General features: G+C 41.8%; 8 protein-coding genes. 1 reads left to right on the forward strand and 7 read right to left on the reverse strand.

The window, feature by feature from the left end; translation table 11 throughout:
• Positions 1-169 precede the first annotated feature (169 nt).
• Positions 170-4,450 (forward strand): multifunctional 2',3'-cyclic-nucleotide 2'-phosphodiesterase/3'-nucleotidase/5'-nucleotidase, encoded by a 4,281-nt coding sequence (locus EBQ12_RS15520; RefSeq protein ID WP_125590578.1) that lies wholly within the window; start codon positions 170-172, stop codon positions 4,448-4,450.
• Between the two features lie 97 nt (positions 4,451-4,547).
• Here EBQ12_RS15520 and EBQ12_RS15525 read toward each other — a convergent pair whose 3' ends face one another.
• The 7 genes from EBQ12_RS15525 to EBQ12_RS15555 form a co-directional block, all read right to left on the reverse strand.
• Positions 4,548-4,982 (reverse strand): hypothetical protein, encoded by a 435-nt coding sequence (locus EBQ12_RS15525; protein WP_048002063.1) that lies wholly within the window; start codon positions 4,980-4,982, stop codon positions 4,548-4,550.
• Positions 4,983-5,048: 66 nt separating this feature from the next.
• On the reverse strand, positions 5,049-5,765 hold the full coding sequence (gene treR, locus EBQ12_RS15530; RefSeq protein WP_125590580.1) for a trehalose operon repressor: 717 nt from the start codon (positions 5,763-5,765) through the stop codon (positions 5,049-5,051).
• A 19-nt stretch (positions 5,766-5,784) separates the two neighbouring features.
• Complete coding sequence (gene treC / locus EBQ12_RS15535) at positions 5,785-7,485, reverse strand: alpha,alpha-phosphotrehalase (protein ID WP_125590582.1); 1,701 nt, start codon at positions 7,483-7,485, stop codon at positions 5,785-5,787.
• A gap of 15 nt (positions 7,486-7,500) precedes the next feature.
• Complete coding sequence (gene treP, locus EBQ12_RS15540) at positions 7,501-8,934, reverse strand: PTS system trehalose-specific EIIBC component (protein WP_017358785.1); 1,434 nt, start codon at positions 8,932-8,934, stop codon at positions 7,501-7,503.
• A 162-nt stretch (positions 8,935-9,096) separates the two neighbouring features.
• The gene (locus tag EBQ12_RS15545) at positions 9,097-9,483 is read right to left on the reverse strand and encodes a DnaJ family domain-containing protein (RefSeq protein WP_008341761.1); all 387 of its coding nucleotides are present in this window, start codon (positions 9,481-9,483) and stop codon (positions 9,097-9,099) included.
• 82 nt (positions 9,484-9,565) lie between these two features.
• A complete protein-coding gene (locus EBQ12_RS15550; protein ID WP_125590584.1) occupies positions 9,566-11,290 on the reverse strand; it encodes a methyl-accepting chemotaxis protein in 1,725 nt (574 codons plus the stop codon).
• A gap of 31 nt (positions 11,291-11,321) precedes the next feature.
• Positions 11,322-12,980, reverse strand: a complete 1,659-nt coding sequence (locus EBQ12_RS15555) for a pyridoxal phosphate-dependent decarboxylase family protein (protein ID WP_007496575.1) — start codon at positions 12,978-12,980, stop codon at positions 11,322-11,324.
• Positions 12,981-13,066: the final 86 nt, after the last annotated feature.

Raw genomic sequence — 13,066 nt, forward strand, 5'->3', positions numbered from 1 at the left:
ACCCCCTTTCAGAAAAATAAGCATTTAGACTCATTCACATTCCCTTAACAAGGTAATTCGTATGATTTATGTTATCTTTACAATAATCTGCAAAAAATAACTACAAAAGTTAACGAAACATTTCTACAATAGGTATTGTGGTCAAAAAAATTAGAAAGGCGGAGATCAGGTGAAGAAACAAGCACATAGGTCTAAACGAAGGAAAAACCTGTCTATTCTGCTCACTTCCATGATGTTGATTAGTCTCATTCTCCCAGCAGTACCTACTCATGCAGAAACAGAAAGCGGCAGCACCGTAAAGGTCAGTATCTTAGCCACAACGGATGTTCATGCGAACATGATGAATTACGATTACTACAGTGACAAAGAAACAAATGAATTCGGTTTGGCAAAAACAGCCGAGCTGATTGACAAGCACCGTTCACAAAATCCCAATACACTCCTTGTTGATAACGGAGACCTGATTCAAGGAACCCCTCTTGGAGAATACGTTTATAAAAATGAAAAAGACAGCATCATCAATCAAACAAAGGTTCACCCCATTATTCATACACTCAACAAATTAAAATATGATGCAGGTACACTCGGCAATCATGAATTTAACTACGGTTTATCTTTTCTTGACGGTACCATTGCGGGCGCCAACTTCCCGATTGTCAATGCGAACGTCAAAAAGTTAAACGGAGAACACCGATTTACTCCTTATGTCATTCAGGATAAAACCTTTAAAGATGCAAACGGAGCCTCACAAACTGTGAAAGTTGGTTACATAGGATTCGTTCCACCCCAAATTATGACGTGGGATAAGAAGCATTTAGATGGACAAGTCCAAGTGCAGGACATCGTCGAATCTGCCAATGAAACCATTCCTGAAATGAAAGAGAAAGGCGCAGATGTCATTGTCGCTCTTGCTCATACAGGAATTGAAAAAACCGCTTCACCTAAAGGATCAGAAAATATGATCTTTGACCTTGCCACGAAAACAAAAGGTATCGATGCCATTGTATCAGGCCACCAGCATGGCACATTCCCAAGCGCTGAATATAACGGAGTCGACAAATTCAATGTCTCAAAAGGAACCATCAACGGCATCCCAGTCGTCATGTCAAAAAACTGGGGTAGCTACCTCGGGGTCATTGATTTAACACTAGAGCCAGACGGCAGCAACTGGAAAGTCACAGACGGAACAGGCAAAATCGAATCCGTTGCCGGGGTGACATCTCAAAACAGTACAGTGAAAAATGCCATTCAAACAACTCACCAAAACACCCTAGATTACGTCAGAAAGCCAGTTGGAAAAACAGAAGCAGACATTAACAGCTTTTTCGCTCAAGTGATGGATGACCCTTCTATTCAAATCGTGACAGATGCCCAGAAATGGTATGCACAAGAAAAAATGAAAGATACTTCGTACAAAAACTTGCCGATTCTCTCTGCGGGTGCGCCATTTAAAGCCGGCGGACGCAACGGTGTGAACTATTATACAAATATCGCAAAAGGTGATTTAGCGATTAAAAACATCGGCGATCTCTATCTTTACGATAACACCGTACAGATTGTAAAACTAAAAGGCAGTGAAGTAAAAGACTGGCTTGAAATGTCTGCTGGTCAGTTTAACCAAATCAAACCAAATACTTCAAATGAACAGCCTATTTTAAACGAAGAATACCGCTCATATAATTTTGATGTGATCGATGGTGTGACGTACCAAGTAGATGTCACACAGCCTGCTAAATACAGCACAACAGGCACACTTGTTAATGCTAATGCGAACCGCATCAAAAACTTGTCTTACAACGGAAAACCCGTTTCTGACAATCAAGAATTTTTAGTCGTGACAAACAATTACCGTGCATCTGGCGGCGGAGGCTTCCCGCACCTCACACAAGATAAAGTCGTGCTCGCCTCAGCAGATGAGAACCGCCAAGTGCTGATGGATTATATTATTGAACAAAAAACCATTAACCCAAGCGCTGATCAAAACTGGTCCATTACACCAGTAAAAGGCGCAACAGTCACCTTTGAATCTTCTCTACTTGCAAAACCGTTCGCAGAGAAATCAAGCAGCGTCGACTTTATTCGGAATGCCAACACAGACGGACTTGGCGTGTACAAGCTAGCGTTTAAAGATGATGGTACAACAGAACCACCTGCAACAGACAATTGGCATTTAACGGTGATGCATACAAACGATACACATGCCCATCTGGATAATGCAGCAAGACGCGCAACCAAGATCAAAGAAGTTCGCGCCCAAAGTGAAAACAATATTTTATTAGACGCTGGAGATGTCTTCTCTGGTGATCTCTATTTCACAAAATGGCAAGGACTTGCCGATCTGAAACTGATGAACTTAATGAAATACGATGCCATGACGTTTGGGAATCATGAATTTGACAAAGGTCCATCTGTCCTACGTCAATTCCTGACAGGTGACGCATCCAGTGTAGATGCTCAAAACCGTCACCAGTTTGAAAAACCGACCTTCCCGATCGTGTCATCAAACGTGAATGTCTCTAAGGAAAAACAGTTAAGCGACTTAGTGAAAAAACCAGCAACATTTAAAGCTGGTGAGAAAAAAGAAGCTGGCATTTACCCTTACATTCTACTTGACGTAAATGGTGAAAAGGTCGCTGTATTCGGTCTAACCACTGAAGACACAGCCATTACATCCAGCAGTGGTCCAAACATTCAATTTCAAGATGCATACAAAAAAGCAAAAGAAACAGTCAAAACCATTCAAACTGAAGAAAAAATCAATAAAATTATTGCGCTCACACATATTGGCTATAACCGTGATCTAGAACTGGCTCAAAAAGTAGATGGCATTGATCTCATCATTGGTGGTCACACCCACACCCTTATTGAAAAATTAAAGATCATCAATAAAAAAGAACCAACGATTGTTGCGCAAGTAAAAGACTACGGACAATTTTTAGGAAAAGTAGACGTGGCCTTTGACAAAAAAGGCGTCGTACAGCCAAAAGAATCTACTTTTGACCTCATCACGATCGACGACTCTGTGAAAGAAGATGCGGACGCAAAAGCGATTCTTGATCAGTACAAAGCAGATATCCAAGATTTAAAAACCGAAAAAGTCGGGACGTCAGATGTCTTCTTAGATGGACAACGTGAACACGTCCGTGCAAAGGAAACGAACCTTGGAAACTTTATTGCAGATGGCATGTTAAAGAAAGCACAAGAATCTGCTGGTGCTGACCTTGCCATTACAAACGGTGGCGGTATTCGAGGCAGCATTGAAAAAGGAGATATCACATTAGGGGATATTTTAACCGTGATGCCTTTTGGAAACACACTATATGTCGCAGATTTAAAAGGCATTCAAATTAAAAAAGCGCTTGAACAAGGGCTTTCAGGCATTGAAGAAGGCGGAGGCGCATTCCCTCATGTAGCCGGTATTGAATATACGTTTACACTGAGTAAACCGGCTGGCAGTAGACTGATTGATGTCAAATTGAAAGATCAAAAGGGCAATCTGACTGACATTGATGATCAGAAAACATACCGCGTGGCGACTAACGCATTTGTCGGCACAGGCGGTGATGGCTACAGCGTCTTTACAGAAGCGTCTCATGGTGAAGACTTAGGCTATGTTGACTATGAAATTTTCAAAGAGCAAATTGAACAGGCAGACGGTCATATTTCTCCAGTCATTGACCATCGAGTGAAAGAAGTATTCCTTCCTCGCTTGAAAGGAAAAGGCGCCTATGACATTCAAGATGATGAGAAATTCCAAACGTATGTGCAGCATACGAACAAAGCATTGCTCTATTTAGACAAAGCAACCGAAGCGAAAAAGGTTCAATTGTCTCTATCAAAAGGGCAAGTAGCTGAACTGAAGAAACGAGAGCAAGATCCAAACGTCACCATCTATCATGATAAAGTCGGTCTAGCATTACCGCTCTCCAATTTGTCAGAGCAACAAGCAGATATATCAATGGCAAAAACAAATAAGGTGAAAAACGCATTAACCGACACATACGATTTCCAAATCAAACAAGATCAGAAAAATGTGTCTACCTTTAAAGATCCCGTCACACTGTTCTTTACATTAGACGCACCTGAAAAAGCGAAGAAACCAGGTGTCTATTATGTCGATCGTGAGAAAAACCGCTATGCCAAAACAAGTAACGGTTCATTCGAAAACGGGATTGTCTCAGGTAAAACGGAGCACTTTAGTGAATACACCGTACTCAATCAAAGTGAAGCGGCTGGAACAGCTCCAGACCAAAATGGCGGAGACGGTGGAACTTCTGCTCCAGGCGGATCGGATCCAAATCAAGATGGAAGCGGCATGCCAGGCGGCACTCTGCCGAATACTGCAACGATGATGTATACAGCGGTATTGATTGGCTTACTCATGCTCGCCTCAGGCGGTATCCTTTATTACTACCAGCGCAAGCGCACACGAAACAAAGTATCATCTTAATCGAAAAGGACAGAGCATTGGCTCTGTCCTTTCAGATTGAGGACAAAGGGCTAAAATGTACTTTATTTTAGCCCTTTGTCTTTTTTCCATCTCACTATCAATCTTGGGATAAATACATCCAATGACGGTCATCAAATTTTTTCACATCATCTGACCCAATATGACGCAGCATTCTATTAAAGAACGTGATATCATCTTCATCATCAACGGCATATAAATCCTCTTGAACATATTCTCTCGTAATGAAATTCGTTAAGTTCGTATTATTCACAAATTCAGCAAAGTACGATTTCACAAGGGTTAAATCTTCTTCATTTAATGTTTCATCACTGATAATTGAAATATGAAACACATTCAAAATCGCTTGAATGTCTTCTTCATCCATATCACATAATGGCTCTAATTTTCTATCTTCTTCCGTAAACGGTTTTCGTGTGTCTTCAATGATGACATAACATAAAATCCTGTGATCTTTCATCACGCTAAAAATTTCTAAATCTCGTAATTTGAGTGGTCTATTCAGTCTGATCATTTTTCCTCCTGAGATGTTGCTCTCGCTATACCCTACAACCTGAAATAGACAGAGCCTCGGCCCTGTCTACTTCTCTCTTCTAGCAAAATCCACGAATCTGAAACGATCTAGCCGGTGGCGGCTTTCGGTGTATTGGAATAGACTCGTATCCTCCAAGAACACATAATTCTTCACCAACACCACATGATCAAACCCGTTCAAATCGAGATACCTTTCATCCTCTTCTGTACATGGCTCGACCACAAATTCCTTTTGTGCGTAGCTAATCGAAACCCCAAGTTCTCCTTCAATATACTCGTAGATCGATCCTTCACAAATGTCCTTAGACAAGACCGGCACATGTTTTTGCAAAAAGTAATCTTTGTCTAAAATGACTTCTTCTCCGCTAATATTGCGAGAGCGAATGACTTCCCAAACGTCCTCCTGCCCACTGATTTTCAGCTGAGACTGAATATACTGATCTGGCTTGATTAAACCGAACTCATGAACCGTTGTTACCGTCTTGCGTCCAAGCGTTTGGGAAAGCTCTTTAAAGCTGACAAGACCCGAAACTGGGAACTGCATTTTCTCTCGATTCAGCAATACTGAGCCTTTCCCACGAATTTTTTGGATATAGCCATTTTGCACAAGGATGTTTAATGCCTTTCTCACCGTCTCACGGGATGTGTCATACATGACAGACAGCTCATGTTCTGATGGGAGGATGCCTTTATCCTGCCATTCACCTTGTTCAATTCGTCTTGCGAGCTGATCATAAATCACTCGAAACTTATTCTCTTTCATTTTCCTTCCGCCCCATTTACTAGCGTTTGGTTAAATGATAAACGATTGACTCATATGGGCGCAACGTAAATCCCTTGAAATCTGCCGGCACATCCTCATAATTGGACAGCAGGACTTGCCCTACCATTTCATTGACATCCTTTGCAAGCTCATCTGGAAGTGTAAAGTCCGTCTCGCCTGCATAAAAATGGTTGATCACGAGAATCTTCTCATCTTTGCCTTCTCGGACATACGCAAACACCTTTGGATCATCTGCCAGCAATAAAGTAAAGCTCCCATAGGTGATTACATCAAGTTCCTTACGAAGCCTGCAAAGGGCTTGATAATGATAAAAAATCGACGTCTCATCTTTTAAGGCAGCTTCTACTGAAATGTCGTTTTGAGCTGGTTCAATCCAAGGCGTACCTTTTGAGAATCCCACATTTTTTTCCGACGTCCATTGCATAGGTGTCCTTGCGTTATCTCTTGATTTGACCTGTAAAATCGCCAAAGCTTCTTCCTTTGTTTTCCCTTTTTCAAGCATGACTTCGTACATATTGAGTGATTCGATATCGCGGTATGACGAAATGTCCTCAAAGCGAGGATTCTTCATCCCAATTTCTTCACCTTGATAAATATAAGGAGTGCCTTGCATCAAATGAATGGTGGTCGCCAGCATCTTCGCTGATTGCTGATGGTACGTGCCATCATCACCGTATCTAGACACGATGCGTGGCTGGTCATGGTTGCACCAAAAGAGTGCGTTCCAGCCGCCGCCCTCATGCATTTTCGTCTGCCATTCTGACAGAATTGATTTCAACTCTAGAAAATCAAATGGTGCAATGGCCCACTTTTCACCGTTAGGATAGTCAACTTTTAAATGATGAAAATTAAACGTCATATCCAGCTCCTGCCGATCAGGTCTTGTATACCGAATGCAGTCTGCAATATTCGTTGAAGACATTTCCCCCACGGTCATGCTATCGTATTTCGAAAACACTTCCTGGTTCATTTCATGCAAGAATTCATGAATTCTCGGCCCATCTGTATAGTACATACGTCCATCACCTTGCACTGATTGCCCGGCATCATCTAAAAAGCGTTGATCCTTTGAAATGTTATTGATGACATCCAGTCTGAATCCATCGATCCCTTTTTCAAACCAAAAGTGCATGATGTCATATACTTTCCTGCGCACTTCATCATGTTCCCAATTGAGGTCTGCCTGGGTAACATCATATAAATGAAGATAATAGTCACCTGTCGCTTCATCTAATTCCCACGCTGGGCCGCCAAACTTTGACTGCCAGTCATTCGGAGGAGAGCCGTCCGCTTTCGGCTCCTTCCAAATATAATAGTCTCGATACGGGTTCTCCTTCGACTCTCGGGAGGCTTGAAACCACTCATGGAAAATCGACGTATGGTTCACGGCTAGATCCATGATGACACGGATCCCTCGTTCATGTGCTTCTTTCAGCATGTGCTCAAAATCAGCCATTGTGCCGTACATGTCATGGATTTTTGTATAATCACTAATATCATAACCATTGTCATGCTGTGGTGACTCATACATAGGGGTCAGCCAAATACAATCCGCCCCTAGCTCTTTGATATAGTCGAGCTTTTTCGTCACGCCATTGATATCACCTGTACCAGAGCCTGTTGTGTCTAAAAAGCTCTTCGGATAGATTTGATAGACCACGGCTTTTTTCCACCACGGTTCGTTTGTTTGTTGATTCAATTTCCTTCACCACCACTAGTTAAGTTCTTGTGATACATCCTTCTTTTTAAGTTTTGCATATAAAAGGGTACCAATGAATGGGACGATCAGCACAATCACCATTCCGATGGCAAATGCCCCCCAATATTTCGGAATGATCGAGAAGATTCCTGGAATGCCTCCAACGCCGACTGAACTTGCCAGTACCCCTTGTGAGGCAATAAACATACCAGCTATCCCTGAACTGATCAGGGCAAAAATAAACGGGAATCTATAGCGCAAGTTCACCCCAAACATCGCCGGTTCAGTAATGCCCAAGTAAGCAGAAATACTTGATGTCAGCGAGAGCCCTTTTTGCTTTTCATCTTTTAAGACAAACATCATCGCAAGTGCCGCTGATCCTTGAGCAATATTAGACAAGGCGAGCATTGGCCATAGGAACGTGCCGTGCAGTTTTGAGTTAATCAGCTGAATATCGACTGCTAGGAACGTATGATGCATCCCTGTAATGACTAACGCTGCATACAATCCGCCATATAAAAGACCGCCAAGTGCTGCGAATTGCTGGAATACGGTGACGAGTCCAGATGTTAAAACGTTTCCGATCGCAAATGTAACGGGACCAATGACGATAAATGATAAAAATCCAATGAGTAATAATGTAATTGGTGCAACAACTAACAGCTGAATACTTTCAGGTGTCCGTTTTGTTATAAATAATTCGAGCTTTGCGAGTAAATAGGAGGCGACGAGTATCGGAAGAACCTGCCCTTGGTAACCTACCTTTTGTACTTCAAGTCCAAACAAATTCCAAACAGGAATGTCACCTGTCTTTTCCGCCGCTCCATACCCCCAAGCATTCAACAGATCTGGATGTACAAGCATCAGTCCAAGGACCATCCCTAAAAGCGGATTACCTCCAAACCGCTTGACAGCCGACCAGCCGATTAATGCTGGCAAAAAGGTAAAAGCAGTACCTGCAATCAAGTTGATCATATTCGCTAAATCCGCCCATGCCGGATACACATCCACAATGGATTTTTGATCAAAGAAAATATCAGGAGCTGTTAAAATATTATTAATCCCCATCAATAAACCGGCTGTCACGATAGCTGGAAGGATTGGAATGAAGATATCTGCAAGCGTTTTCACCGCACGCTGAAGTGGGTTTAATTTCTGATCAGAGGCACGCTTGACGTCCTCTTTTGTCGCTTCGCCGATTCCCGTCTGTTTGACCATTTCGGCATAAACCCGATTCACCACTCCTTGACCAATGACCACTTGGTATTGGCCATTCGCTGAGAAAGATCCCTTCACTTCATCAATTTGTTCTAGTGCTTTCTCATCCACCTTACCTTCATCTTTTAGCACAAAACGAAGTCTTGTCACACAATGTGTGGCTTGATCAATGTTTTCTTTGCCGCCAATGGCTTTCACAATCTGATCTGCCGCTGCCTGATAATCAGCCATGCTATCCCCTCCGAGATCGTTTTTTTATAAGAAAAAAGAATCAAAACTTGTATATACATGTTCACTTCATATTTTATATTTGTATATACATGTAGTCAACAATAAAATGTAGCGCTTTCATAAAAAAAGCTCCCTCAATGTGCTCAAAGAGGCAGCGTGTCATCATCTTTTTTTATGCTCCGTTAGTTTTTCGTAGACCCTATTCTTATAAAAGGAGGAGGCTGGTCGAGCAAACGTTTGGCGCTTGGATGTGAGTTCATCAAGGCGTTTTTGTTTTTCCTCACATACGAGAGAGAGTTTTTTTCTTTCTTCTCCATCTATACTCGTTTTCAGTAACTCTTTAACCGTCATTAGTTCTTTTTTCAAAGCTGTTTCTTCCCCGGCAAAGCCAGCATTTTTCATGATTCGATAGCCCATCCTCAGTTCTTCAGGTACATGAGCAGCATCATCCTTTGGCAGAGGTTTCCCAAAACCTGCTAGTCCTTCAAAAGCTCCATGGTCCATCGCCTTTTTGATCCGTTCTTCTGACAATCTCTGCGCAAAATCCATGACACGTCTCCTTTCAGATCGTCTGATATTTTGGTTAAGCATAGCAAAAAAGCTGACTCTCTCACAAGAGCCAGCTTTCTCGTTATTTTTTGTCGATTTTAAAAGTAGATACCATTTGTGCCAAGTCCTCTGACATGTCAGAGAGCTGTTCAATCGCACTTGAAATTTGCTGCATGCCAGCACTTTGCTGTTCTGTTGCTGCCGCTACTTCTTGAGAGCTTGCCGCATGTTCTTCTGACACGACCGAAATTTGTTCAATCGATGTAGAAATTGTTTGATAAGCGCGTTCTACCTGCTGAATAGATTGAAGCAAATTGTTCGTTCTGCTTGCAAATTGAGACACTCCATCATAAATACCAGCGAAGTTCTGCGAGGTGCCTTTCATTTGCTCACGGCCTTCTTCCACTGCTTTACTGCTTTCCTCCACGCTTTCAAGGACACGCTGACTATTTTCCTGTGTGCCAATGACTAAGTCTGAGACCGTTTTAGCTGCATCAGCTGACTGTTCAGCTAACTTACGGACTTCATCAGCCACAACAGCAAATCCTTTTCCTTCTTCTCCTACACGGGCGGCTTCAATAGAAGCATTCAGTGCAAGCAGATTCGTTTGCGCTGAAATGTCCGTAATAATGGAGATGACACTTTCAATTTCTGTTGAATGTGATTGCAATTCTTCTGCCGCCTGCTTTGAGCTTGTCATCATGTCGTGTAACATGTTGAGATGTTCAAGCACATGCTGCACCAATTTTTGACCAGATTCTGACTGCTCTTGTACTTCTGATGAAACAGATTTCATTTCATCCACTTCTTTTGTCACGCCTTCGATTTGAGTATCAATTTCCGCAACAGATGTTGTGCAGTCTGTAATGTTTGCGACTGAATCATTGATTCCTTCACTCATATTCGTCATCGCTTCTGACACTTGTTGTGCACTTTGACTAGATTCTGTTGTCACTGTGCGAAGCTGCGAAGACATTTTCGACACTTCACTTGATGAGTTTGAGATCTTTCCAATAAGCTCTTTGATCCGTCCCTGCATTTTCTGGAAGGAAGCTGCTAATTGACCGATCTCATCTTTACTTTGAACTTCTACCATGCCAGTTAAATCACCATCTGCAATTCGATCTGCTGATTCCATTAATGAACGTGCTGGTTTTGCAATTCTTCTTCCCATGAAGAATGAGAAGAGTAATCCACCGATGAGCACAATCGCAGATGCTACTGTAATATAAATTGTCAGCTTTTTCGTTGTTGCTGGAACAACAGACGCATCTAAGTCAATTCCTAAAATCCCCGTGAGTTCACCGCCTGAATCTTTAATTGGTAAAAAGACGGATTTATGAGTCCCATACGAATCAACGTAAATGTCGCTTTTGACCATTTTATCTTCAGAAAGAGCTTGTTTCATTTCATCTGAAAAGACATAATCTTGATCAAAATCATTGTCTTCCCCTGTTAGTACGATGATTCTTTCTTTGCCGCCCTTATTTGATAACACGTATAAGTTCTCAAGCGTATGATCTTTTTGTAGTTCTGTGAATTTCTTTTTGATCTCCACATAAATAGGATCATCCTTCCCGCTAATGCTAAGGACATTTCCATCAATATGATCGATTTCTTTTTTCGCTGTATCAATATCTGTTGTTAATCGATAATCAAATTGCTTTAATAATTGGGAAGATAAATCCTGGCTAACTAAATAAAATGTTAGAACGAATAATGCAACGGTTGCGAGTAATGTTACGACAACGACTGACATGATTTTGGAGGAAATCGTAAGTCCCCCAAACTTCCTTTGTTTCGCCATTTTTTTCTACATCTCCACTCTCAATTTTAATTTAAGCCTCTACACTTTCAAATTGTCCACAAACAGATGCAATGACATCTTTTAAATAAGATACGATATGAGGGATATGCTCCGGTAACGTATAAGGTGAAATCACAAAAAATTTACTCACACTTAGATAGAATTCTTGACCTTCTTTGGCATTGACTTGTAAAAACTTCGTTGTATCACCAAAGAACATTTCGTCTCTTTTCTCTCCAAGCTTTTCAAAGAGGATTTTGTTCAAATCATTGTTGCGCTCAATTTCCATAGCAGTTGCTTCTCCAGATATTTCTTCCTTAAAACGAGGAGAGCCGTCTAGGTAAATTCTAAACAATGTAGCCATTCCGACATTGTCATCATTGACGACTTCTGCTTGTGGAATTTCCTGACGGAGCGCTTCTCTAAATGCAAGGTTCACCTCTAAAAATTGACCGAGCAAGCGCTGGTATCCTTCAATTCCAAACGTTAGCAGCACACTTAGCATGCTGATGGAGCTTCCCATTCTTGAGCATTCAAGCGTATAACCGGTATGGTATTCCCCGTATCCTCTATGTCCAACATATGGTGTTTCTTGTTCTTCTAGGTCCAAGCGCTTTAAGTCAGCAGCGTTTTTCACTAAGAATAAACTAGATGTGTACGGTGTTTGTCCAAGTTTTTGAAAATCAAAACACATCGTGTCAGCAAGAGAAAGATGCTGAAACTTTGCTTTGATTTCTTTTAACATACGAAGAACACCGTCTGAGAATTGCAGCGGGTTTTCAGATACATCATACTCATTAAAGAAAGCAAAGAATCCACCAAGCGCCGAATCTGCATGAATATGCGGCACCTTGAGACCATACTTCTCAGCAATGGCTTCTGCCGTTTCACGCACCCCTTTTACATCATCAATTGCAATGGCATCTGTTGTTCCGGTTGTTGCCACAATATAAACGGGAATTCCGCCATTTTGGGCAACACGTTCCATTTGACAACGCAAATCTTCCATATCCATCGAATGATCTTTATTCGTCTTAATTCTGATTAAGTTGTCTGTGCCAATCCCTGTTGCTTCCATTGACTTAAATAAGCTGTAATGTGCTGCATCAGAACAAAACGCATAAAGATTTTGCGGGACACCTTTTCGTAATGACTCCGGTGCAACTTTCGCAATCGCTAAACGAAGCCCTGAGAAAATAGCCCCTTGACCTCCCCATGTTGTGTAGCCCCCGCTCACATTTGGATCATATCCGATGAGCTTAGACATCATTGAGACCACTCTGACCTCAGCTTCCGCCCCTGCTGGTCCATACACATCCCATAGGTTGTTTCCGTTAACCAGCATAGCCGTCAGCATGCCTAGAATTCCTGGTGTACTTGCCATTGGCAAAATGTTCGTGAAGAAATACTTCGTGTGGTATGGATGATTATGTAAAAGCTTCAGTAATTCTTCATTCACAAGTTCCGCTTGTTGTCCGTTCATCGGAATTTGACTTGTTTCAGTGAGCTTTTTGTAAAAGTCCTCCTCGCGATTCTTTTCACCTTTTAGGTGAGCACGGTTCGGATCCTTCAGGTCATCGACCCCTGAAATGATCTGTTCCATTAATTTAATGAGTTCTTTCCGCTCTTCTGCATTTCCGTCCTCACTCGGAAACCAGTTCTGAACGAGGTTCTGTGCTCGTACAGTCATATACTATCAATCCTTTCAATGGAAGATTTCCTGTCACTGTCTATATCGACCCCGTTTCAAAAGTTTATAGTGTCGAACTGTTCACT

The organism is Bacillus sp. 2B09, from assembly GCF_003946835.1.
GTDB classification, from domain to species: domain Bacteria; phylum Bacillota; class Bacilli; order Bacillales; family Bacillaceae; genus Bacillus; species Bacillus altitudinis.